We start from the raw sequence: 22,272 nt of genomic DNA, 5'->3' as shown, positions 1-22,272 counted from the left end.
GAAGGGCCCGTACCGCGTTCGGCGGTACGGGCCCTTCCGTATCTCAGGACAACCCGAATGGCCGCAGGGGCAAGGGGGTCCCGGACAGCGCTACGGGTGTTCGATCTCCTCCTCCAGCGCCTGACCGCGCAGCAGGAACCAGGAGGCGACGGCCGTCGCCAGCAGGACCACCGCGCCGATGCCCGCGGCGATGTGCAGCCCGTCGACGAACGCGTCCTGCGCGGCGGAGACCAGTGCGTTCCCCTGCGCCTCCGGCAGGCCGTGGGCCGCTTCGACCGCGCCGCCCAGTGACTCGTGGGCGGCCGCGGCGTTCTCGGCCGGGACGCCGTTCGGGGTGACGAAGTCCTGGTAGACGCCGGTGACGATGGAGCCGAGCAGAGCGATACCGAGGGCCGCGCCGAGTTCGTACGCCGTCTCGGAGACCGCCGACGCGGAGCCCGCGTGCTCCTTCGGGACGCTGGAGAGGATCACGTCGGAGGTCACGGTGAAAGCGAAGCCCGCACCGATACCGACGACCAGCAGCAGCAGACCGATCAGCGGATAGCCGGTCTCCTGGTGGACGAAGGTGACGGCGGCGAGCGCGACGCCGACCGCCGCCAGCCCCGCGGTTACCACGGACCGAACCGAGAAACGGCGAGCGGTCATGCCTGCGATCAGACCGCAGGCGACCGCGCCGACGGCCGCGGGCAGTTCGGCGAGCCCGGCCTCCAGCGGTCCACGCCCCTGGACCAGTTGCAGGAACTGGGAGAGGAAGAAGACAAGTCCGGACAGGCCGAGGATGGTGAGCAGGTCGGCGAGGACCGCACCCGAGAAGCCCCGGTGGTGGAAGAGCCGCATGTCCAGCAGCGGCGCGGGGAGCTTCAGCTGCCTGCGGACGAACCAGTACAGCGCGCCCGCACCACCGATGCCGGAGACGGCGACCTCCCAGCTCACCCCGTGCGCTGCCAGCTCCTTGATCGCGTACACGACACCGATCATGCCGACCAGGGAGAGCGCCACACTGACCAGGTCCCAGGGGCCGGGCGCCGGGTTCTTCGACTCGGGGATCATGCGGATGCCAACGACCACGAGGACCACCATCACCGGCAGATTGATCAGGAAGACCGAGCCCCACCAGAAATGCTGGAGCAGGAATCCGCCGACGACGGGACCCACGGCCGCGCCCGCCGATGCCATGGCCCCCCAGACGCCGATGGCGAAGCTGCGCTCGCGCGGGTCGTTGAAGAGGTTGCGGATCAGGGCGAGGGTGGACGGCATCAGGGTGGCGCCCGCGACCCCGAGCAGCGCCCGCGCCAGAATCATCATCTCGGGGCTGCTCGCGTACGCGTTCAGCACGGAGACCGCACCGAACGCGGTGGCGCCGCTCAGCAGCAGCTTCTTGCGGCCGATGCGGTCACCGAGGCTGCCCATGGAGACCAGGAGTCCGGCGATGACGAACGAGTAGACATCGCCGATCCAGAGGAGCTGGGTGCCGGTCGGCTTGAGATCCTCGGTGAGGAACGGTGTCGCCAGACCGAGGACCGTGGCGTCGACGGCCACCAGCAGCACGGCGAGGACGAGGACGGCCAGCGCGATCCACCGCCCGGGGCGGCGCAGTTCGTCCGAGGTCTCCGTGTGCTGGTCGATGCCGGTCATTGCTCCACGCTCCGGCGTGCTCCGCCGAGCAGCAACTCGACGATCATGTACTGGAAGTCCTGTCCGGCGACCCGGCCCACCTGGACGGCCCAGGCGCCGGTGGAGACGAGTCCGTAGAGGGCCTCGGTCAACCACGCCGGGGTCAGGTCGATCCTGAACTCGCCGCGCTCCTGACCGCGCCGGAAGAAGGCGGAGACCCGCGCGTCCAGCCGGTTCCAGCCGTCGTTCACCTCCTCGCCCTCGAAGAGCTGGTTCTCGGTGACGAGGAAGGACAGCAGTCCGCCGCTCGGTTCGACGGCCGCGATCAGCCGGCGCAGCGCCTCCTCCGATGTTCCTTCGTCGAGCACGGCGGCGTCCAGGGCCGCTTCGAACTCCTGGATCCCCAGGTTCTCCAATGCCCTGACCAGGGCGTCCCGTCCGGAGAAATGCCGGTGCAGGGTGGCGCGCCCGATACCCGCCGCCCGGGCGACCTCGTCCATGGTGGCGGTCGATCTGCGGGTCAGCAGGGCGGCGGCGCTGCGCAGCACCCGCTCACGGTCAAAAGTCATAAGACGACACTAACCCATATGAGACACGAATGTCTCACTGAATAATGCGTCGCCCCTCCCCGCGGGAAGGCGGGACCATGCGCGCCATGAGTGAGAACCGGAGGACTTGATCGAGGCCTGGACGCCGCTGGAGGAGGACCAGGACCGGCTCCGGAACAAGTCGGGGGCGAACCGGCTGGGCTTCGCGCTGCTGCTGAAGTCCTTCGAGGTGGAGGTGCGCTTTCCGGAGGCCGCCGATTCCGACGACCGCCATGCACCGCATGATCGCCCTGGCCACTGCGCGCCCCTGACACCCTTGCGAACAAGCGGTCGCCTGGGTCTGCCGATCCCGGCGAAAGCGACGCTGCGCCTGCGCGTCTGACTAGGCTGCGGGCATGACAGGGCACCCCGGTTTCAGCGTGATGCTGGCGTGGCTGCTGGACCACAGAGAGCTCAGCGTGCAGGAGCTGGCCGATCGCGCCGGGTTGACGGCAAACGAGGTCCGAGCGGTGCTCGCGGGGGAAGCCCCAAGCGAGGGGCTGCTGCGACGGATCGCGCCCGCTATGGGATTCCACACCGTCGATCTGATCATCCTCGCGGGACAGGCGGTCCCGGACGACATGGCACCGTTGGACGCCGGGGCCGAGCGGTGGGCACCGTACATCGTGATGGACGCAGCGCGCCTCCCAGTAACGGCACGGCGCGAACTCCTGCAGCTCATCCGTTCACTGCCGCAGGAGAAACGACTTTCCGTCTTCGCCCCGAAGCGGCTCGCACCCCTTGCCGATCCGGGCGGTTCGGTCATCCGCATGCTCCAGTACCGCAATCTGAGCTGGACGGGCATGGGGAAGACCTTGGCGGTCGTGACGCCCACTCACCTGTCGGCGTCCACCTACGGTGTGATCGGCTCCGGTCGCAAGGAGTTGACGCCCCGCTTGGTGATCGACTTCGCAGCCTTGTTGGGGATCGACGCCCAGGAACTGGCTGTGCTGACGGGCGTCTACCTGTGTGAGGTGCCACCACCCCCGGCCCCGCAGGCGGTCGACGCCGCGGCTCTGCTGTGGGAGGCGCGGCGCCTCTCCGCCGCCCAGGCAAGGCACGTCTCCGAGCTGGCGCGCTCCATGCGCGGGGACTCCTCCAACGGTTACATCATCAACCTGCCTGGGGCCTGATAGCTGCAAACCACCCGCAAGGGCCGCCGCGACCGGCTGCACGCCGCGGGCACCGCCCTGCGCCTGGTCGCCGATGGGACCATCATCGCTTCCGGCCGCCTCGCCTCCACGCTGCGGCCGGAGCACCGGCACATCTACGAAAGCGACCGGCCTGCACAGCATCGCAGTTCCTGGCAGGAGGCCATGACTCAGATGGAGGCGGCACTCGCCCTGGCGCGTAAAGACCGTGACGCCGCCCGGCAGCTCCTGGTCCTGCTCACCCTCGGCTGCCGCGCCCTCGACCGGTTCAAGAACAGCGCGCCTTCCTGTTCGGCGTCGGCGTCCCCGCCGGCTTCCTTCCCAGCGCCCGTGAACTCGGCCGCGTGGATCTTACCTGACCCCGCGTTCCACATCCTTGGAAGTGGAACGGGACATCATACGCCCCGTCAGACGGCTTGCGTCCTGGGCCGATCGCACCGCCAAACGTTCCGGAAGTCGTTCCACAAGAAGTGTTCCGGAAGGCTCGTACGGAGCCGGTTTCCGGTACGGTTCGAGCCCATGGGAACCGACAACCGTCACCCCTCCGGCGGCCTCGAACTGGGGTACGCCCGCGTCTCCACCACCAAACAGAGTCTGGAGCGCCAACTCGACGTCCTCGGGGCAGCAGGCATCCCGGACCAACAGATCTACGCCGACAAGAAGAGCGGGGCCACCGTCGAGCGCCCCGGCTTGACCGAGCTGCTCGCCTACGCCCGTCCCGGTGACACGATCGTGGTCTACACGCTCGACAGGTTCGGAAGGAACCTGCGCGAAGTCCTCAACCTCGTCTACGAGCTCAACGAGAAGCAGATCGGGGTCCGTTCACTGGCCGACCCCCTGCCGATCAACACCGCCGACGAGGGCTTGGGCCGCATCGCCTTCCTCTTGCTGGCCCTGTTCGCCGAGATGGAGCGCACCTTCACCGCCGAGCGCGCCGCCCACGCCCGCGCCGTCGCCGAAGCAGCTGGGCGCCGCATCGGCCGCCCCGTCGCCCACCCGGCCGACAAGATCGAGTACGCGCGGCTGCTGAAGCAGCAAGGCAGCAGCCTCGGCGAGATCGCGGGCAAGACCGGCATCCCCAAGACCTCCCTGCACCGCTACCTGGCGGAAGTGAACCCCGCCGCCTCGACCGAGGGATCGTGATGACCGTGTCGGACCCCTTTCTTTACGCTGGTCACTGGGCTATGAGGCGGGATCGATCTCCGGTACTGCCGCCCGGCGAGGAGTGTCCACAGTTGTCAGATCTCATGCTGGGGTTGCCGCCGGGATACCGAGCGCGCCCGACCACTGCCGACGACCTCGGCGATATCCATCGCTTGGTCACGGTTTGCGAGCGGGAGCTCTACGGGCAGGCGCATACCGATCTCGGCCGCATCGCCGCCGACTTGGCCAGACCGGGTCTGGCCCCAGAGCTGGATACCCGACTGATCCACGACCGGGCAGGGCAGCTGGCCGCTCGGGCTTGGGTGAACCGGCGCTCGGAGGTGGACGTCCACCCCGAGCACCGCGGCCGCGGTCTGGGTGGTGCGCTCCTGGACTGGGCCGAGGCCCGCGCCCGGCAGACGGGTAGCACGCGAATCGTCCAGACCGTCCCGGACAACGACAGAAATGCTGTCGCACTGCTGCGCTCGCGCGGTTACGAGCCGATGGTGACCGAATGGCTGCTGGAGTTCCGCATGCCGGAGGAACCGACCGTGCCTGAGCCTCCCGCAGGCATCACGGTCCGGCCGTTCGGCCCTGGCGACGAGCACGACGCACACCAAGTTGTCGAGGATGCCTTCGACGAATGGCAGCAGCGGCGCAAGACCTACCAGGAGTGGGCCCGGCACACCGTCGAACGCCCCACCTTCGCCCCCGCGATGTCAGCGCTGGCGTTCGCCGATGGCCAACTGGTCGGCGTTGCGATCTCGCTGGATCTCCCAGACACCGGCGAGGGCTGCATCGAGCAAGTCGCGGTCCGCCGCGATCACCGCAACCGGGGCATCGCCCGTCTCCTGCTCCACACCGCGTTCCGCAGCTTCCATCAGCAGGGACGGCAGGCGTGCACCCTCGGGACGCACTCAGAAACCGGCGCACTCAACTTGTACCTGAGCGTGGGTATGGGAGTCCGGCACAGCTCTACGGTCTTCCAAAAGAATCTACTGGCGGAGTAATGATCAGCCACGAGACCGCAGTGCATGGAACTGCGGACATCCGCGCAGCCGACTTCGAATACTGACATCAGGGGAACGCATGGGATGTAGCGCACACTCTGCAGCCCAGATCACTGCTCGCCGAACCTGACGGCAACGCCGGTGTTCTGCGCCGCCCCTACCGGCCCTCCAACTCCTCCGTCACCGCATTGGCTAGCCCGCGGAGATCATCGGTTGGGCGCGTGAGTGTGCCCAGTACGGCGATGCCTGCCGCCAGTGCTGCACGCGCGGTCGCGGACAGCCCCGTCGCTACTGCGGCGCGCGCGACGAGGAAGTGCTCCTCAGCAGCTCTATGGCCAAGCCGGAGGCCGCGCCAGGCAACGGTGCGGCGCTCCTGCTCATGGAGGTTCAGGTCCAGTGCGAGTTGGTCGGTAGGGGGCGTTGGCGGAGGACCGTCGAGCTCCGCGACGGCACGCTGCAACGACTTCCAGGCCGCTTCGGCATCGCCGGCCCGTCGTTGCAGCGTGGCGAGGCTGAGCATCGAGGCCCCACGTTGCTGCGGGTCGTCCTGGAGGGAGGCATGCAGCTTCCGCGCGCGTGCAGCCTGGATGAAGTCCCCGAGCCTCGTGAACTGTCCGGCGAGGTGCCCGAGGAGCGGTGCGTCACGCGGTCCCGCATCATCCAGCAGTCGTAGCAGGATGCTGCGGGCCAGCTCGGTTCGGCCCTGGCGACGGGCCAGCTCGGCCCAAGCGAGCTCATCCTCTTCCGCCGGGTCTTGACCATGGTTGGAGACATCGAACGCGGTCGCCCACGCGCTCAAGTCCTGTGCCGCCTCCGGGAAGCCCCCCAGCCCGTAGTAGACGTCCGAGTTGGCCATACGGAGCGACTGGATCAGCTCGTAGTCCTCGGCGTGCCCGTGCAGACCTACCAGAACCGCAGCCAGACGTAGCTCTTCGGTGTGGCCGAGCTGGGCCTCGGCTCGGAGCACCTCCCGCAGAAGCGGGAGGTCGGTGGTTTGGCGGTCGTACTGGGCCGCTCGAAGCAAGGTTGCGCGGCGCGCCGGATCGTCCGCGACCTCGGCCCAGCGGGTGCGGTCCGAGCGAAGCATGACGAGATCTGCTCGCCCAGGAGCGAGGGCGGTTTTCCAAAGAGGCGGGCGCGGGAGCCGGTCAAGCAGGGCATAGGCGCACCCCTCGTCCGCATTGAGCAGTATGAAGTCCGGCTCAGTGCGAAGTAGTGACCGGTGCAGCCGCCGGATCAGTTCCAGCTGCGGGAGCTGGCGAAGTCCAAGCCCGGCCAGAAGTCGGCTGCGATCGAGATCGAGCTGCGAGGCGTAGGAGCCACGGATGCTTTCCTCGGTCCGGGCAACGGCAGCCTCCAGCTCAGCAATGTCGGCGTGGAGGTCGAGGTCTGTGTAGTCCCGCCAGCCCGGTAGGCCGATCAATACTTCGAGGGCCTCGTCCACACTGTCGCCGACCAGGCCGGCCTCGCCCTCGGAGCTGGCATAGAGAACTTCACCGTTCGAGCACACGAAGTAGCTCCCACCGGTGTCGTCTCCAGCCACCACCTGGAGAGCCGTCCCGGATGCCAGCCGCACCGCCTCGCCGTGCTCGGCGCGATCGAGGTCGAAGTCGAACGGGAATGCCGCGACACCAGCCAGCGCCGAGTGTTGACGCAGAAGCTCCAAGGCGCGATCACGGCGAGTCATGACAGGACCGTAACAGCCATGAACGACCTTGATGGCAGCATGGGTGCTGACATAACAAATGCGGTGCTCAGGAACCGAGTACCGAGCTCCGCTGGTTACGTAGAGCTACTTGTCAGTTCGCGGCAGCTTCGGGAGTGCAGGGCCGAGGACGAGGCCAACGAGTGGATCGGCCCGCATCTCGGGCTGCCGCCGCTGCCGTACATCGACTGGCCGGCGATACACGGCAGTGCGCCGGACGGCACGCTCCGGAAGACGCAGTACGTCGTGGAGTACGCGGCCGGGCGGCCGTTCGCGTGGGTCGACGACGAGATGACCGAGCGGGACCGGGCGTGGATCGACCGACAGGGACCGGGCCGGTCGCTGCTGCTCCGGATCGATCCGCGGATCGGGCTGGAACGCGCCGACTTCGACGCGCTCGCACGGTGGGCGGCGGACCGGGACGAGAACTGAGCCCCGGTCCGCCCCCGGGCCTTGCTCAGTCGTTGAGCACGGTCAGATCCAGCTCCGGAAGCCGGGCCGGGTCGTTGATCACGTACAGCTCGGTGACCCTGCCGCGCTCGATCGTGAACCGCATGACCGAGAACCGCTGTCCCTCGCTGGTCGAGATGACCGCGAGGGCCCCGTCGACGAGAGCCATCTGCGAGGACCGGACGAAGGGCGCGAACATCATCGCCTGGCGGGCCACCGACGCGGCTCCGCGCACCAGCGACGGGGCACCCGCGCCACCCGCGCCGCCGTCGGACCCTGCCACCACGTCCGGGTCGAGCACGGCGACGAGTGCGTCGAAGTCGCCGCCCCGGGCGGCGGCCAGGAACGCCTCGACGACCTCGCGCCCGCGGTTGAGATCGGGGTCGGGCACCAGGTCCACGCCCTGGACCCGGCGCCGCGCCCGGCTGGCGAGCTGACGGGCCGCGGCCGGGGTGCGGTCCACCATGCGCCCGATCTCGTCGAACGGCACCGCGAACATGTCGTGCAGCACGAACGCCAGCCGCTCGGCGGGGTCCAGCGTCTCCAGCACCACGAGCAGTGCGAGTCCGACCGAGTCGGCGATCAGCGCCTGCTGCTCGGGGTCGCTGCCTGGCTGCGGGCCGAGGACCGGATCGGGGGTGTGCCCGTCGGGTGTCTGTGCCTCCAGCGGCTCCTCGCGCCGGGACCGACGGGAACGCAGCATGTCCAGGCAGACCCGGCCGACGACGGTGGTCAGCCAGCCGCCCAGGTTGTCGATCTGCCGGTCGTCGGAGCGGCTGAGCCGGATCCATGCCTCCTGGACGGCATCCTCCGCCTCGCTCAGCGAGCCGAGCATGCGGTAGGCCACGGCCTTCAGATGGGGCCGGTTCTCCTCGAAGCGTGCTGCCAGAAACTCGTTCTCGTCCACAGACCCGTTCCTCCGTCGCGTGCCGTCACCGCGTTGACGCATGGAACGGCGCCGATGTGACAGAACGGCCGGTGATCAAGGAATCGGCAGGTGCGCCGCCGGTCAGCTCAAGGGCAGCCCGGCGCGGTGGCGCCAGTACGCCTCGGGCTCCTCGACCAGCGCGTCGAGCTGAGACCGGCGCTCCTCGTCGAGGCCGAGGAGCGGGGCGTGAAGGTTGCCGGCGAGCTGGGTGACCGTCGCCGCGCCGGAGAGCACGACGCCGGCCCACGGCTGGTGCAGTACCAGCGCGAGCGCGACCGCGTCACTTCCGAGGCCCGCCTCGGCCGCGATCTCCTGGACGATCGCGGGGGCATCCGTTCCGGCGAGGCGGCCGTTGGCCATGGCTTCCTTGACGATCACGGTCAGCCCGGCGTCGTGCGCCTCGGCGAGCGCAGGACCGGCCGAGGTCTCCAGGGCGTTGAAGGTGGCCTGGACGGTACGGAAGAGGGGTTCGCCGCCGACCCTGACGGTGAGCGCGGCACGGATGGCGTCCGCCTGGGCGGGGCCGCTGGTGGAGAGGCCGACGCTGACTCCGCCGGCCGCGAGCTCGGCGAGCCGCGCGTGGAGATCCTTGTCGGTGAGGGCCGGGCTGTCGGCCGTCACGGAGTGGATCTGGTAGAGGTCGAGCCGGTCACCGAGCAGCGCCTCGGTCTCGGCGCGCTGGCGCTCGAACGTGGCGAGGCTGTGGTCCTTGACCTCGTGCGCCTCGGCGTCGATGCTCCAGTCGGCGGTGTAGGTGTAGCCCCACTTGCTGCCGACGACGACATCACGTACCTCGGGACGGGCGGCCAGCCAGGCGCCGAGGAACTCCTCGGAGCGGCCGTAGGAGCGCGCGGCGTCGAAGTAGCGGACGCCCTGGGCATAGGCGGCGTCGAGCAGTTCATGGGTGCGCTCGCGCAGAGCCTCGACGCTCCGGTCCTCGGGCAGGTCCCGGTCGCGGTGGAGATTGATGTAGCCGGGCCTGCCGACCGCGGCCAGGCCGAGCCCGATATGGGCGGTCGGGGTCGTGGCCGAGGCCAGGCGTCCGAAGGGCATCGTGGGCTCCTCGTCGATGGGGTGCTCCCCGCCAACCTAACTCAGCCGGATTCGCGTACGTCCAGCCGCGGGACACGGTCGACCGGGCCTTCGCCGGACGGGAGCGGGCCGGTCCGGCCATGACCTCGCCCCTCGGATCTGCGGAGACCCGGTCGGGGCCGGCCGGCAGGGCAGCTTCCCTGCCGCCCGGGAGTTTCGGCCGGACGGGGCACCGGCGGGAGCGGACCGATGCTCATCGGCCCGGCGAGTTGCGGGTGTCGGCGTCCTCACCGTTCGGCGGTGACGTGGTGGTCGGCCACACCCCGGACCCCCGCGTCGCCGTTCGGTCGCCCGCCCCTACGGACGCGACGAGGCGGGGAGCGCACGACCGCTCCCCACCTCGTCGCCCGCGCTCGGGCCGCGGTCAGCTCTTCGCGGTCGCCCATGCGTGCTGGACGGCGAGGTCGGCCTTGACCTCGACGAGCTGGGCGGCGACGGCCGACGGGGCCGTACCGCCGCGTCCGTTGCGGGAGGCCAGCGCGCCCTGCACGTTGAGGACCGTGCGGACCTCGGGGGTGAGGTGCTCGGAGATCTTCGCGAACTGCGCGTCGGTGAGTTCGTCGAGTTCGATGCCCTGCTGCTCGCACTCCTTGACGCACTCCCCCGCGACCTCGTGCGCGACACGGAACGGGACGCCCTGCTTGACCAGCCACTCGGCGATGTCCGTGGCGAGCGAGAAGCCGGCCGGTGCGAGCTCCTCCATCCGTTCGCGGTTGACGGTGAGCGTGGCCATCATGCCGGTGAAGGCGGGCAGCAGGACCTCGAGCTGGTCGCAGGAGTCGAAGACCGGTTCCTTGTCCTCCTGGAGGTCGCGGTTGTACGCGAGCGGGAGGGCCTTCAACGTGGCCATCAGGCCCGTCAGGTTGCCGATGAGCCGACCGGACTTGCCGCGGGCCAGCTCCGCGATGTCCGGGTTCTTCTTCTGCGGCATGATCGACGAGCCGGTGGAGAAGGCGTCGTGCAGCGTGACGAAGGAGAACTCCTTCGTGTTCCAGATGATGACCTCCTCCGCGATCCGCGAGAGGTTGACGCCGATCATCGCCGTGATGAACGCGAACTCGGCGACGAAGTCGCGGGAGGCCGTGCCGTCGATGGAGTTGGCGACGGAACCGTGCTCGAAGCCGAGGTCGGCGGCGACCGCCTCCGGGTCGAGCCCCAGGGACGAACCGGCGAGTGCGCCGGAGCCGTACGGGGAGACAGCCGTGCGCTCGTCCCACTGCCGCAGCCGCTCGGCGTCCCGGGACAGGGACTGCACATGGGCCAGGACGTGGTGGGCGAAAAGGACGGGCTGGGCGTGCTGGAGGTGCGTACGCCCCGGCATGGCTACGTCCGGGTGGGCTTCGGCGAGACCGACCAGGGCGTCCTGGAGCTCGGCGATCAGACCGCCGATGATCCGGGCGTGGTCGCGCAGGTACATCCGGAAGAGCGTGGCGACCTGGTCGTTGCGGGACCGGCCGGCGCGCAGCTTGCCGCCGAGGTCCTTGCCGAGGCGCTCCAGCAGGCCGCGCTCCAGCGCGGTGTGGACGTCCTCGTCGGCGATGGTGCCGGTGAAGGAGCCGTCGGCGACATCGGCTTCGAGCTGGTCGAGACCGGCGATCATGCGGGTCAGTTCGTCCGCGGTGAGCAGGCCCGCCTTGTTGAGGACACGCGCGTGGGCGCGGGAGCCGGCGATGTCGTACGGCGCGAGCCGCCAGTCGAAGTGGACGGAGGCGGACAGCTTGGCCAGCGCCTCGGCCGGGCCGTCGGCGAAACGGCCGCCCCAGAGGCGTACGTCGCTGTTGCCGGTGCCGTTGCTCACTGCGTGCTCCTCGGAAATGCAAGGGGGTGGATGTGCGACCGCCTCCCCGCACGGAGGGTCGGGGAGGCGGTGACGTAACTACTGGGGGTCAGGAGAGGTCACGCTTCGCGGCGATCTTCGACGAGAGGCCGAAGATCTCGATGAAGCCCTGCGCCTTGGACTGGTCGAACGTGTCGCCCGAGTCGTAGGTGGCGAGGTTGAAGTCGTACAGCGACTCGCTGGACTTCCGGCCGGTGACGACGGCGCGGCCGGCGTGCATCGTCATCCGGATGTCGCCGGTGACGTGCTGGTTGGCCTCGTCGATGAAGCCGTCCAGGGCGCGCTTGAGCGGGGAGAACCACAGGCCGTCGTAGACCAGCTCGCCCCAGCGCTGCTCGACCTGCCGCTTGTAGCGGGCCAGCTCGCGCTCGACGGTGACGTTCTCCAGCTCCTGGTGGGCGGTGATCAGTGCGATCGCGCCCGGGGCCTCGTACACCTCGCGGGACTTGATGCCGACGAGGCGGTCCTCGACCATGTCGATCCGGCCGATGCCCTGGGCGCCGGCCCGCTGGTTGAGCTGCTGGATCGCCTGGAGGACGGTGACGGGCTTGCCGTCGATGGCGACCGGGACGCCTTCCTTGAAGGAGATGACGACCTCGTCGGCCTCGCGCGGGGCGGCCGGGTTCTCGGTGTACTCGTAGATGTCCTCGATCGGCGCGTTCCAGATGTCCTCCAGGAAGCCCGTCTCGACGGCGCGTCCGAAGACGTTCTGGTCGATGGAGTACGGGGACTTCTTGGTGGTCGCGATCGGGAGGTTCTTCTCCTCGCAGAAGGCGATCGCCTTGTCCCGGGTCATCGCGTAGTCGCGGACCGGTGCGATGCACTTCAGGTCGGGGCCGAGGGCGGAGATGCCCGCCTCGAAGCGAACCTGGTCGTTGCCCTTGCCGGTGCAGCCGTGGGCGACGATGCCGGCGTTGTGCTTGTTGGCGGCGGCGACGAGGTGCTTGACGATGGTCGGCCGGGAGAGTGCGGAGACCAGCGGGTAGCGGTCCATGTACAGGGCGTTGGCCTTGATCGCCGGGAGGCAGTACTCCTCGGCGAACTCGTCCTTGGCGTCCGCGACCTCGGCCTCGACGGCACCGCAGGCGAGCGCGCGCTTGCGGATGACATCCAGGTCCTCGCCGCCCTGGCCGACATCCACGGCAACGGCGATGACCTCGGCGCCCGTCTCCTCGGCGATCCAGCCGATGGCGACGGAGGTGTCCAGGCCGCCCGAGTAGGCGAGTACGACGCGCTCGGTCACGGGTTTCTCCTTACGGTGCAATCACTGATGGGTATAACTATGCAGTCCTCCGTATGGTTTGTCAAAGGTATCGATCGGCGGCGCGCCACCGGGCCGCCCAGGAGGCGACGAGGGACGCGTCCCACGCCCTGAAATACCCCCGCCACCCGCCGACGCGGCGACAATAATCGCCCCATGGGAAAGACGTACGAACGCATCGACGGTCGGCTCAGGACCTTCATCGAGGAGCAGCACATCTTCTTCACGGCGACCGCGCCCCTCGACGGGAACGGCACGGTCAACCTCTCCCCCAAGGGCGTCAGCGGCTCCTTCACGGTCGTCGACGATCGGACCGTGGCCTATCTGGACTTCGCCGGGAGCAACGCGGAGACCGTGGCGCACCTCCGCGAGAACGGCCGCATCACCCTCATGTGGTGCGCCTTCCAGGGGCCGCCGAACATCGTGCGGGTGCATGGCCACGGCGAGCCCGTCTTCCGCGACGACCCGCGGTTCAGCGGCCTGCTCGCCCACTTCCCCGGCGTCGACCCCACACCGCACGGGCTGCGCGCGATCATCGTGGTGACGGCCGAGCTGATCCGGGACACCTGCGGATTCGCCGTGCCTTTCATGTTCTACGACGAGGACCGGCCGCTGCACGCCCAGCGCTTCGCCCGCGAGGACGACGCCTCACTCAGCGAGTACTTCGAGAAGAAGGAGCACATCGCCACCAGCATCGACGGCCTCCCGGGGCTGCCGCTCCCGCTGCCGGGCATGCCCGCCGCGGGATGAGCCGCCGGGCACTGGTCCGTACGGAGCAGGCCCGGGGGCGGGCCGGTGGAGTCGCGTCTACGGTCCGGGGCATGCGCATATCACTGATCACCGGTTCGGTTCTGCTCGCCCTCGTGGGTTCGGTCGCGGCGCGGCCCGCCGCCACGCCGCCGCTACCGGAGCGGATGGCCGACACGGGCGGGGGCACACAGCTGATCACCGCCGAGGCCTCCGGCACCGGATCCACCACGGGGACCGTGAGCTGGTGGAACCTGCGGTCGGGGGAGTGGGTGCGGATGGGGTCCGCGTCGGCCCGGTTCGGGGCGAAGGGGCTGACCGAGGGGAAGCAGCGGGTCCAGGGCACGAACACCACGCCCACGGGTCTGTACGACCTGCCGTACGCCTTCGGGATCAAGGCCGCCCCGGCCGGGACCGACTACCCGTACCGCCGGGTCGGCGACCGGTCGTGGTGGTGCCAGGACAACGAGGCGTCCCGCTACAACCGCTGGGTGGAGCCGCTACAACCGCTGGGTGGAGCCGCTGCCCGCTGACTGCCGGGCGAGCGAGGCCGAACACCTGATCGCGTACGGGACGCAGTACGCCCGCGCGCTGGTGGTCGGATTCAACTACGACCGGCCGGTACGCGGGCGGGGTGCGGGCATATTTCTGCATGTGAACGGGGACGGGGCGACTGCCGGCTGCGGCTCGGTACCGGCGGCGGCGATGGACCGGATCCTCGCCTGGGCGGACCCGGACCGTCGGCCGCACATCGCGATCGGGACCCGTTCGGGCCCCACCGCGATCACTGGTTACTGATCCGGGCGCCCAGGCCCCTCTCCCGGATCTTCCCGGGCCCGCAGGTCCGTCCCGATCCGGAAGAAAGGCCCGCTCGGGCTCAGCGGCCGTTCTGCGCCAGCCGCAGCAGGTGGTCGGCGAGTGCCTGACCGCCCGCCGGGTCGCGGCTGATCAGCATCAGCGTGTCGTCGCCCGCGATCGTGCCGAGGATGTCCTGCAGCTCGGCCTGGTCGATGGCCGAGGCCAGGAACTGGGCCGCGCCCGGAGGCGTACGCAGCACCACGAGGTTGGCCGAGGCCTCCGCCGAGATGAGCAGTTCGGCGGAGAGGCGCCGCATCCGCTCCTCCTTGGCGGACTCGCCGAGCGGCGCCTGCGGGGTGCGGAAACCGCCCTCGCTCGGCACCGCGTAAATCAGCTCGCCGCCGGTGTTACGGATCTTCACCGCGCCCAGTTCGTCCAGATCGCGGGAGAGCGTCGCCTGGGTGACGCTCAGCCCGTCGTCGGCGAGGAGCTTGGCCAGCTGGCTCTGGGAGCGCACCGGCAGCCGGTTCAGGATGTCCACGATCCGGCGGTGGCGTGCGGTGCGGGTCTGCGGCACGGACTGCCCGCCGTACTCGGATTCCTGCGCCTCGGTCATCGTCGTCGCCTCATTCTCCGGAGCGCTTCTCTCCGGATGGTCCGTCCCCGTGTGCCGCGTCGAGAGCGCCGGGCAGTGCCTCGAGGAACGCGTCCACCTCTGCGTCACCGATGATCAGCGGCGGCATCAGCCGCACGACATCGGGGGCGGGCGCGTTCACCAGGAGTCCGGCTCCCTGAGCCGCCTGCTGCACCTGAGGTGCGAGGGGCTCGGTGAGCACGATACCCAGGAGCAGTCCGGAGCCGCGGACATGGTCGACCAACGGGTGCCCCAGCCCCTCGACACCCTCCCGGATCCGCTCGCCGAGCCGCTTCACCCGGTCCAGGGCGCCACCGGCGGCGAGGGTGTCGAGCACGGCGAGACCCGCGGCGCAGGCGATCGGGTTGCCCCCGAACGTCGTGCCGTGCTGACCGGGCTTCAACAGGTCGGCCGCGGCACCGAAGGCGACGGTGGCGCCGATCGGCAGCCCGCCGCCCAGGCCCTTGGCGAGGGTGACGATGTCCGGCTCGACGCTCTGGTGGGCCTGGTGCTCGAACCAGTGGCCGCACCGGCCGATACCGGTCTGCACCTCGTCGAGGACGAGCAGGGTGCCGGTGGCCCGGGTGATCTCCCGGGCGGCCTCCAGGTAGCCCTTGGGCGGGACGACCACACCGTTCTCGCCCTGGATGGGCTCGATGATCACCAGCGCGGTCTCGGTGGTCACCGCGGTCCGGAGGGCTTCCGCGTCCCCGTACGGGACATGCGTGACGTCGCCGGGCAGCGGCAGGAACGGCTCGCGCTTCTTGGGCTGGCCGGTGAGGGCGAGGGCCCCCATGGTCCGGCCGTGGAAACCGCCGTCGGTGGCGACCATATGGGTCCGCCCGGTCAGCCGGCCGATCTTGAAGGCGGCCTCGTTGGCCTCGGCGCCCGAGTTGGAGAAGTAGACCCGGCCGGTCCGTCCGAAAAGCTGCAGCAGCCGTTCGGCGAGGGCGACGGGCGGTTCGGCGATGAAGAGGTTGGAGACATGGCCGAGGGAGGCGATCTGGGCGGAGACGGCCTCGACGACGGCGGGGTGTGCGTGACCCAGCGCGTTCACCGCGATACCGCCGACGAAGTCGAGGTACTCGGTGCCGTCGGCGTCCCACACGTGGGCGCCTTCGCCGCGGACCAGGGAGAGCTGCGGGGTGCCGTAGTTGTCCATGAGCGAGCCCTGCCACCGCTGTGAAAGCTCGGCGTTGGTCATGCTTCCCCCTCTGTCCCTGGCTCTGCGTCCGGCACGACCATCGTGCCGACTCCTTCGTCGGTGAAGATCTCCAGCAGGATCGAGTGCTGGACCCGGCCGTCGATGACACGGGCGGTCTCGACGCCGTTGCGCACGGCGTACAGACAGCCCTGCATCTTCGGGACCATGCCGCTGGACAGCTCCGGCAACAGCTTCTCCAGCTCGCCGGCGGTGAGCCGGCTGATCACGTCGTCGCTGTTGGGCCAGTCCTCGTAGAGACCCTCGACGTCGGTGAGGACCATCAGGGTCTCGGCATTCAGCGCGGCGGCGAGTGCGGCGGCCGCGGTGTCGGCGTTGACGTTGTAGACGTGGTTGTCGTCGGCGGACCGGGCGATGGAGGAGATGACCGGGATCCGGCCGTCGTCCAGCAGCGCCTGGATGGCCCCGGTGTCGATGGCGGTGATCTCACCGACCCGGCCGATGTCGACGAGTTCACCGTCGATGGTGGGCCGGTGCTGGGTGGCGGTGATGGTGTGCGCGTCCTCGCCGGTCATGCCGACGGCGAGCGGACCGTGCTGGTTGAGCAGGCCGACCAGCTCGCGCTGGACGTGTCCGGCCAGAACCATCCGCACGACGTCCATCGCCTCGGGCGTGGTGACGCGCAGGCCGGCCTTGAACTCGCTGACCAGGCCCTGTTTATCGAGCTGGGCGCTGATCTGCGGGCCGCCGCCGTGCACGACGACGGGCTTGAGTCCGGCCTGCCGCAGGAAGACGACGTCCTGCGCGAAGGCCGCCTTCAACTCCTCGTCGACCATGGCGTTGCCGCCGAACTTGATGACGACGGTCTTGCCGTTGTGCCGCGTCAGCCAGGGCAGCGCCTCGATGAGGATCTGCGCCTTCGGCAGTGCGGTGTGCTTCCTCGCGGTACTCATGAGCTGTACGCGCTGTTCTCGTGGACGTAGTCCGCGGTGAGATCGTTGGCCCAGATGACGGCCGACTCGGTGCCTGCGGCGAGGTCGGCCGTGATCTTCACCTCGCGGTAGCGCATGTCGACGAGGTCGCGGTCCTCGCCGACGCCGCCGTTCTTGCAGACCCAGACGCCGTTGATGGCGACATTGAGCTGGTCGGGCTCGAAGGCGGCCTTCGTCGTGCCGATCGCGGAGAGCACCCTGCCCCAATTGGGGTCCTCGCCATGGATGGCGCACTTCAGGAGGTTGTTGCGCGCGATGGATCGGCCCACCTCGACGGCGTCGTCCTCGGTCGCCGCGTTGATGACCTCGATCCGGATGTCCTTGGAGGCACCCTCGGCGTCACCGATCAGCTGCCGGGCCAGGTCGGCGCAGACGACCCGTACGGACTCCGCGAACTCGCCCTGCTCCGGGGTGATCCCGCTTGCCCCGGAGGCCAGCAGCAGCACGGTGTCGTTCGTCGACATGCAGCCGTCGGAGTCGACCCGGTCGAAGGTGGTGCGGGTCGCGGCGCGCAGTGCGGAGTCGAGACCGGCGGCATCGACGTCGGCGTCGGTGGTGAGGACGACCAGCATCGTGGCGAGCCCCGGTGCGAGCATGCCCGCGCCCTTGGCCATGCCGCCGACGGTCCAGCCCTCGCCGTCCGCGACGGCGGTCTTGTGGACGGTGTCCGTGGTCTTGATCGCGATGGCGGCCTTCTCGCCGCCGTGCTCGCTGAGCGCCGCAGCGGCAGTCTCGATGCCCGGCAGCAGCTTGTCCATCGGGAGCAGCGTACCGATCAGCCCGGTCGAGGCGACGGCGATCTCACCGGCGCTGTGACCGATGAGGACCTCGGCGGCCTTATCGGCGGTGGCATGCGTGTCCTGGAAGCCCTGCGGGCCCGTACAGGCGTTGGCACCACCGGAGTTGAGGACGACAGCGGTGACCTCGCCGCCCTTGAGTACCTGCTCCGACCAGAGGACGGGGGCGGCCTTGACGCGGTTGGAGGTGAAGACTCCCGCGGCGGCGCGGCGCGGACCGTTGTTGACCACGAGGGCCAGGTCCGGGTTACCGCTCTCCTTGATTCCCGCGGCGATACCCGCCGCCGAGAACCCCTGTGCTGCCGTGACGCTCACGGTGCCACTCCGATCGTGGAAAGACCTGTGTCCTCGGGAAGTCCGAGGGCGATGTTCATGCTTTGCAGGGCGCCGCCCGCGGTGCCCTTGGCGAGGTTGTCGATGGCGCTGATGACGACGATCCGACCGGCGGCCTCGTCGTACGCGACCTGGATCTGCACGGCGTTGGAGCCGTACACGGACGCGGTGGCGGGCCACTGTCCGTCGGGAAGGAGGTCGACGAACGGCTCGTCCGCGAAGGCCTTTTCATAGGTGGTACGTACGGACTCGGCGCTCACGCCCGGCTTCGCCTTCGCGCTGCACGTGGCGAGGATGCCGCGGGGCATGGGCGCGAGGGTAGGCGTGAAGGAGACCGTGATCGGCTCACCCGCGGCGGCGCTGAGGTTCTGGATCATCTCGGGCGTGTGCCGGTGGACACCGCCGACGCCGTACGGGGACATGTTGCCCATCACCTCGGAGCCGAGCAGGTGCGGCTTGGCCGCCTTGCCCGCCCCGGAGGTACCGGACGCGGCGACGACGACGGCCTCGGGCTCGGCGAGCTGGGCCGCGTATGCCGGGAACAGCGCGAGGGAGACGGCCGTCGGATAGCAGCCGGGCACCGCGATCCGCTTGGAACCCACCAGCGCGGCACGGGCACCGGGAAGTTCGGGCAGACCGTAGGGCCAGGTCCCGGCGTGCGGCGACCCGTAGAACTTCTCCCAGTCACCGGCGTCCTTCAGCCGGAAGTCGGCGCCCATGTCGACGACGAGCACCTCGTCACCGAGCTGCTCGGCGACGGCGGCGGACTGCCCGTGCGGCAGGGCGAGAAAGACGACGTCGTGCCCGGCGAGGACCTCGGGCGTGGTCGGCTGGAGCACCCGGTCGGCGAGCGGCCGCAGATGCGGTTGCAGCGCGCCGAGCTTCTGGCCGGCGTTGGTGTTTCCGGTGAGAGCGCCGATCTCCACCTCGGGGTGAGCGAGCAGCAGACGGAGCAGCTCCCCGCCGGCATACCCGCTCGCCCCTGCCACTGCCGCACGTACCGCCATCGGAATCCTCCTCATCGATGGCATGACTATACGCATCGCCGCAGGTTTATGCAAAGCCGGGCGACAGTTCAAGCTGCGGTTCATGAGACTGTGCAGCCGATCTGGCGGCTGAGCACATGACCTGGCGGGACTGAGCTGCTCAGTTGGCGGGCAGGGTAGCGGTCCCGTCGTCGCACTACACAGTCTTCACGTGAAGCCGCTACAAGATGCTGGCAGCCCTACTGTGCTGGAGGCATGAAGGCCTCGGTCTGCACGCCGGGAAGCGAGCCCCGCCCGGTGTGGTCGCATAGCTGTTCCTTGCGCGAGCTCGTTGCGCCGTACCCCATCGATCCAGCAGTCGCGGAAAGCTTGGACATGGGGCCGGGATGGACGCGTCGGTGGACGGTGCGGTGGAAGACCGAGCAGGCGGACGTGATCTGTCCGGTCAAGGAGATGGCGAGTTTCCCGGCAGTCGCATCGGTGCCGGTACGCGGGTTTACCTGGCGGGCGAGGCAGCGGCACCGCCCCGGACTGCAGTACCTGCTGGCCACAGGGCGGATGCATGACTTCGAGAGCCTGGCCGAGCGGAATCTGCTGCTCGCCCTGGACTTCGTCGGCGCCTTGACCGAGGTGCTGTCACAGCCGTTCAAGCTGAAGTTCGCCACCTCGGATGGCGCCAGCCAGGACCACACCCCCGACTTCCTGGTGCTCTTGCCCGAAACGGCTCTGCTGATCGACGTCCGGCCCACGCATCTGGTCAAAGACAAGGATCTGGTGAAGTTCGCCGCGACGGATCGGGCGGCTGTTGCAGTGGGATGGCACTACATGGTGGCGTCCGGCTGGCGCCGCCAGGTGCTGACCGGCCTTGACGCTCTGTCCGCGCGGCGGCGCCCGATGTCCGACCGGCTCGGGCTCCAAAACGAACTCCTGGAGCTGGCCAGGGAACGCCCGCGGCGGTTCGGCGAACTGGTGAAGGAGACCTCGCTTCCGGCCGTGGCCCGCTCGCACGCCGTTCACCTGCTCCGGCACGGCCGACTGGCGATGGATCTGACTCTGCCGCTGGACGATGCCGCGTGGATCTACCCGGTGGTGAGGCCGTGATGAACAGTGGGCGGCAGCGGCAGCGTGATGAAGATCTTTCAGAGCACGACCTGACGCGGGCCCGGATCCGGATGGCGCATCTGCTGGAGGTGGAGACCGGCTACCGCAGCGGCAGCCGGTCCCGGGCCCTGCCGGGGGAGCCCAAGCCTGAGTGCCTCGCCCGCCTCCTGGGACCGCTGCCGCCGGAGTCTTCCCTCTCAGCAACACCACCGCAGGCTGGACTCCCCACTCACCCGAACGCCTGGCCACACTCTCCGGACGCCCAGCATCCCAGCTCGCCCGGGCCCTGCCCGCGCTCGCCGACTTCCTCAGCCCGCATGGTCCCGGGCGGCGAACGGAACAGCTGATCAGCCGCCCCTGTCGCTGCTGCACAGCCCGCCGCAGCCCCACCGCTTCCGTGGTCATTACCCTCTCACCCGCCCACGTCCACCTCTGCCCGCGCCATCAGCCATCAGAGCAGGGCTCGGATGGCGTCGCGCTGCTCTGGCAGGCCGGCTTCCCTGAGCCAGCGGAATTTGTTGCCAATGTTCCCCCAGCAGTTGTCATTGGCGGTGACGGCTTGCAGAAGCTCTCGTTGCGCGGCCGACAGTGACAGGCCGGGGCTGTAGCCGGTGGGGAAGGCTTTGACGAGCAGCGGACCCCAGTCGCGGTCGACGGAGTAGTCGCTGGCGAGCGGTATCAGGGCCATGGCCGCCGGAGCTAGGTCTTCGAAGGCGTCGACGCGGTCAAGGACGGCCTTCAGGAGGGTGAAGCGGAGCCAGCCGTCGAATTGAGGGAGTGGGTCGGGGAACCAGTGGTCTGCCTCGACCGGGTTTTGCAGGGCTTCGAGCAGGACGGCGGTGGCGCGTGGCATGTGCGCGCATCCGGTGGCCAGAGCGGCGCAGGTGCGCACGGCTGGATCAGGATCGTTGAGGAGGCCGGTGGTGTCCTGGCCCCAGGCGCCCATGGCCAGAGCTGCGGAGGAGCGTTCTCGACGGCTGCCGTCCGCTGCGAGAACGCTACGCAGGCGGTGGGCGACGCGGGGAACGAGCTCGGCAAGGTCGGGTGCCTTCAGAAGCAGGGTGACCGCTCCGAGGGCTGCCTCTCGGGTGTCCGGATGCGGATCGTCGAGGAACGGTTCGACCGCGTCGTAGAGCTCGCGTCGGATACTCCGGCATGCGTGGATCGCTTCGAGCTCGTCTTCGTCCTCGCCGTCGTACTCATCCCCGTACTCATCCTCGCTGCCGGGGTCCTCGCCGTAGGAGGCCGAGTGGGCAATCTGGCCGAGCCAGTCGAGTAGTGCGGCCCGTAGCGGTCGGGTCCGGTCGTCCCAGGGGAAGAAGCTCTCGTGCTCGGCCAAAGTCTGGGGGTGGGTCAGGATCGCTGCGACGAACAGTGCGGCCGGCGGGGTGGAGCTGTACAGGGATCCTTGATGCAGCACGGACATATCGAGCATTCCCAGTGCCTCGGCCTGCACCTCGGGGTCCTCGTTCAGGAGTTGACACAGGTACGGCGGGGTGTCCTCGGCGCTCCCATATGCATGCTGCAGGGCGCCCCATTCAGTTGCCATGAGCAGCTCTCTGGCCGTCGAAGGCAGTCCAGACCAGATGGGGGCGCCACGCTCCTCGTCTCGATTCGTCACATGCACACCCTGCCGAACAGCACTGACAACCGGTTGCACCGGGGTGTCGGGGGTCCCGCAGGCCTGTCTCACCTGCTGCCGCCTTTGGGCTGTTCTGTGAACCACCCTCCACGAAAGCCAGGTCGTTTGAGAACCCCGAGCCTCCGTCTTCTCAAACGGCCTGGCATCCCAGCAGGTCAACGGCTCGCTATCCGACAGATGCAATTCGACAGGACACGCGTGGGTGCTGCTGCTCAGCGCCTCGTCTCGTACCTGGTCAGGACCACGCCGCCGGGACACGTCCGCGTCTCCACCAGGTTCAGGTTCACCCAGCTGTCCAGCGC

20 protein-coding genes and 2 pseudogenes are annotated in these 22,272 nt (G+C 69.2%); 8 read left to right on the top strand and 14 right to left on the bottom strand.

The features are described 5' to 3' along the window. Positions 1–90: 90 nt before the first annotated feature. Both AB0I23_RS35390 and AB0I23_RS35385 read right to left on the bottom strand, forming a co-directional pair. A complete protein-coding gene (locus AB0I23_RS35390) occupies positions 91–1,635 on the bottom strand; it encodes an MFS transporter (RefSeq protein ID WP_359115933.1) in 1,545 nt (514 codons plus the stop codon). Further along, complete coding sequence (locus AB0I23_RS35385) at positions 1,632–2,183, bottom strand: TetR/AcrR family transcriptional regulator (RefSeq protein WP_359115930.1); 552 nt, start codon at positions 2,181–2,183, stop codon at positions 1,632–1,634. Before AB0I23_RS35385 ends, AB0I23_RS35390 begins: the two co-directional genes overlap by 4 nt. Positions 2,184–2,289: 106 nt before the next feature. Between AB0I23_RS35385 and AB0I23_RS35380 the strand changes: the two genes are divergently transcribed. The 4 genes from AB0I23_RS35380 to AB0I23_RS35365 all read left to right on the top strand — a co-directional run bounded on the left by AB0I23_RS35380 (position 2,290) and on the right by AB0I23_RS35365 (position 5,505). Further along, positions 2,290–2,544 carry a hypothetical protein gene (locus AB0I23_RS35380; RefSeq protein ID WP_359115928.1) on the top strand — a complete coding sequence of 85 codons (255 nt, stop codon included), beginning with the start codon at positions 2,290–2,292 and terminating at the stop codon, positions 2,542–2,544. Positions 2,545–2,557: 13 nt separating this feature from the next. After that, a complete protein-coding gene (locus AB0I23_RS35375; protein ID WP_359115925.1) occupies positions 2,558–3,334 on the top strand; it encodes a hypothetical protein in 777 nt (258 codons plus the stop codon). Positions 3,335–3,871: 537 nt separating this feature from the next. Next, positions 3,872–4,495 (top strand): recombinase family protein, encoded by a 624-nt coding sequence (locus AB0I23_RS35370; protein ID WP_359115922.1) that lies wholly within the window; start codon positions 3,872–3,874, stop codon positions 4,493–4,495. A 104-nt stretch (positions 4,496–4,599) separates the two neighbouring features. Further along, complete coding sequence (locus tag AB0I23_RS35365) at positions 4,600–5,505, top strand: GNAT family N-acetyltransferase (protein ID WP_359115920.1); 906 nt, start codon at positions 4,600–4,602, stop codon at positions 5,503–5,505. A gap of 157 nt (positions 5,506–5,662) precedes the next feature. Here AB0I23_RS35365 and AB0I23_RS35360 read toward each other — a convergent pair whose 3' ends face one another. Next, entirely contained in the window at positions 5,663–7,192 is a 1,530-nt protein-coding gene (locus AB0I23_RS35360) for a tetratricopeptide repeat protein (protein WP_359115917.1), read from the bottom strand. Positions 7,193–7,210: 18 nt separating this feature from the next. Here AB0I23_RS35360 and AB0I23_RS35355 point away from each other — a divergent pair, with 18 nt between their 5' ends. Next, entirely contained in the window at positions 7,211–7,642 is a 432-nt protein-coding gene (locus AB0I23_RS35355; RefSeq protein WP_359115914.1) for a hypothetical protein, read from the top strand. Between the two features lie 25 nt (positions 7,643–7,667). Here AB0I23_RS35355 and AB0I23_RS35350 read toward each other — a convergent pair whose 3' ends face one another. From AB0I23_RS35350 to AB0I23_RS35335, 4 genes are all read right to left on the bottom strand, one after another. Next, positions 7,668–8,567: a sigma-70 family RNA polymerase sigma factor gene (locus AB0I23_RS35350; protein WP_359115911.1), complete on the bottom strand. Its 900-nt coding sequence runs from the start codon at positions 8,565–8,567 to the stop codon at positions 7,668–7,670. A 102-nt stretch (positions 8,568–8,669) separates the two neighbouring features. Beyond that, positions 8,670–9,641: an aldo/keto reductase gene (locus AB0I23_RS35345; protein ID WP_359115908.1), complete on the bottom strand. Its 972-nt coding sequence runs from the start codon at positions 9,639–9,641 to the stop codon at positions 8,670–8,672. Between the two features lie 403 nt (positions 9,642–10,044). Continuing rightward, a complete protein-coding gene (argH, locus tag AB0I23_RS35340; RefSeq protein ID WP_359115905.1) occupies positions 10,045–11,478 on the bottom strand; it encodes an argininosuccinate lyase in 1,434 nt (477 codons plus the stop codon). An 88-nt stretch (positions 11,479–11,566) separates the two neighbouring features. After that, entirely contained in the window at positions 11,567–12,760 is a 1,194-nt protein-coding gene (locus AB0I23_RS35335; protein ID WP_359115902.1) for an argininosuccinate synthase, read from the bottom strand. A 174-nt stretch (positions 12,761–12,934) separates the two neighbouring features. On the opposite strand from AB0I23_RS35335, the gene AB0I23_RS35330 reads away from it, so the two are divergent. Together AB0I23_RS35330 and AB0I23_RS35325 are read left to right on the top strand one after the other, a co-directional pair. Beyond that, positions 12,935–13,528: a pyridoxamine 5'-phosphate oxidase family protein gene (locus AB0I23_RS35330; RefSeq protein ID WP_359115900.1), complete on the top strand. Its 594-nt coding sequence runs from the start codon at positions 12,935–12,937 to the stop codon at positions 13,526–13,528. Between the two features lie 71 nt (positions 13,529–13,599). Then, positions 13,600–14,323, top strand: a pseudogene (locus tag AB0I23_RS35325) (L,D-transpeptidase family protein). A 79-nt stretch (positions 14,324–14,402) separates the two neighbouring features. On the opposite strand, the gene AB0I23_RS35320 reads toward AB0I23_RS35325, so the two are convergent. The 5 genes from AB0I23_RS35320 to argC are packed head-to-tail and all read right to left on the bottom strand — an operon-like array spanning position 14,403 to position 19,248. Continuing rightward, positions 14,403–14,939 (bottom strand): arginine repressor, encoded by a 537-nt coding sequence (locus AB0I23_RS35320; RefSeq protein WP_037698928.1) that lies wholly within the window; start codon positions 14,937–14,939, stop codon positions 14,403–14,405. A 10-nt stretch (positions 14,940–14,949) separates the two neighbouring features. Beyond that, a complete protein-coding gene (locus AB0I23_RS35315; RefSeq protein ID WP_359115898.1) occupies positions 14,950–16,161 on the bottom strand; it encodes an acetylornithine transaminase in 1,212 nt (403 codons plus the stop codon). Beyond that, entirely contained in the window at positions 16,158–17,072 is a 915-nt protein-coding gene (gene argB, locus AB0I23_RS35310) for an acetylglutamate kinase (RefSeq protein ID WP_359115895.1), read from the bottom strand. The genes AB0I23_RS35315 and argB overlap by 4 nt, the downstream gene beginning before the upstream one ends. Next, on the bottom strand, positions 17,069–18,223 hold the full coding sequence (gene argJ, locus AB0I23_RS35305; protein WP_359115892.1) for a bifunctional glutamate N-acetyltransferase/amino-acid acetyltransferase ArgJ: 1,155 nt from the start codon (positions 18,221–18,223) through the stop codon (positions 17,069–17,071). Before argJ ends, argB begins: the two co-directional genes overlap by 4 nt. Next, complete coding sequence (gene argC, locus AB0I23_RS35300; protein ID WP_359115890.1) at positions 18,220–19,248, bottom strand: N-acetyl-gamma-glutamyl-phosphate reductase; 1,029 nt, start codon at positions 19,246–19,248, stop codon at positions 18,220–18,222. The genes argJ and argC overlap by 4 nt, the downstream gene beginning before the upstream one ends. Positions 19,249–19,632: 384 nt before the next feature. Here argC and AB0I23_RS35295 point away from each other — a divergent pair, with 384 nt between their 5' ends. Then, the gene (locus tag AB0I23_RS35295) at positions 19,633–20,328 is read left to right on the top strand and encodes a TnsA-like heteromeric transposase endonuclease subunit (protein WP_359115887.1); all 696 of its coding nucleotides are present in this window, start codon (positions 19,633–19,635) and stop codon (positions 20,326–20,328) included. 451 nt (positions 20,329–20,779) lie between these two features. On the opposite strand, the gene AB0I23_RS35290 is transcribed toward AB0I23_RS35295, so the two are convergent. Together AB0I23_RS35290 and AB0I23_RS35285 are read right to left on the bottom strand one after the other, a co-directional pair. Next, complete coding sequence (locus tag AB0I23_RS35290; protein ID WP_359115885.1) at positions 20,780–21,877, bottom strand: HEAT repeat domain-containing protein; 1,098 nt, start codon at positions 21,875–21,877, stop codon at positions 20,780–20,782. A gap of 305 nt (positions 21,878–22,182) precedes the next feature. Next, positions 22,183–22,272 (bottom strand): annotated as a pseudogene (locus AB0I23_RS35285) (dihydrofolate reductase family protein); the annotation flags it as partial.

The organism is Streptomyces atratus, assembly GCF_040655115.1.
GTDB lineage: Bacteria > Actinomycetota > Actinomycetes > Streptomycetales > Streptomycetaceae > Streptomyces > Streptomyces atratus_D.
The sequence above is the reverse complement of the archived record's forward strand: the minus strand, read 5'-3'. Positions and strand labels throughout refer to the sequence as shown.

Coding starts and splice junctions, on each gene's coding strand:
- AB0I23_RS35370 (WP_359115922.1), top strand. CDS start 3,872: ATGGGAACCGACAACCGTCACCCCTCCGGCGGCCTCGAACTGGGGTAC.
- AB0I23_RS35330 (WP_359115900.1), top strand. CDS start 12,935: ATGGGAAAGACGTACGAACGCATCGACGGTCGGCTCAGGACCTTCATC.
- AB0I23_RS35385 (WP_359115930.1), bottom strand. CDS start 2,183: ATGACTTTTGACCGTGAGCGGGTGCTGCGCAGCGCCGCCGCCCTGCTG.
- AB0I23_RS35355 (WP_359115914.1), top strand. CDS start 7,211: ATGAACGACCTTGATGGCAGCATGGGTGCTGACATAACAAATGCGGTG.
- AB0I23_RS35315 (WP_359115898.1), bottom strand. CDS start 16,161: ATGACCAACGCCGAGCTTTCACAGCGGTGGCAGGGCTCGCTCATGGAC.
- AB0I23_RS35375 (WP_359115925.1), top strand. CDS start 2,558: ATGACAGGGCACCCCGGTTTCAGCGTGATGCTGGCGTGGCTGCTGGAC.
- argC (WP_359115890.1), bottom strand. CDS start 19,248: ATGGCGGTACGTGCGGCAGTGGCAGGGGCGAGCGGGTATGCCGGCGGG.
- AB0I23_RS35360 (WP_359115917.1), bottom strand. CDS start 7,192: ATGACTCGCCGTGATCGCGCCTTGGAGCTTCTGCGTCAACACTCGGCG.
- AB0I23_RS35365 (WP_359115920.1), top strand. CDS start 4,600: ATGCTGGGGTTGCCGCCGGGATACCGAGCGCGCCCGACCACTGCCGAC.
- AB0I23_RS35320 (WP_037698928.1), bottom strand. CDS start 14,939: ATGACCGAGGCGCAGGAATCCGAGTACGGCGGGCAGTCCGTGCCGCAG.
- AB0I23_RS35290 (WP_359115885.1), bottom strand. CDS start 21,877: ATGGCAACTGAATGGGGCGCCCTGCAGCATGCATATGGGAGCGCCGAG.
- argB (WP_359115895.1), bottom strand. CDS start 17,072: ATGAGTACCGCGAGGAAGCACACCGCACTGCCGAAGGCGCAGATCCTC.
- AB0I23_RS35345 (WP_359115908.1), bottom strand. CDS start 9,641: ATGCCCTTCGGACGCCTGGCCTCGGCCACGACCCCGACCGCCCATATC.
- AB0I23_RS35390 (WP_359115933.1), bottom strand. CDS start 1,635: ATGACCGGCATCGACCAGCACACGGAGACCTCGGACGAACTGCGCCGC.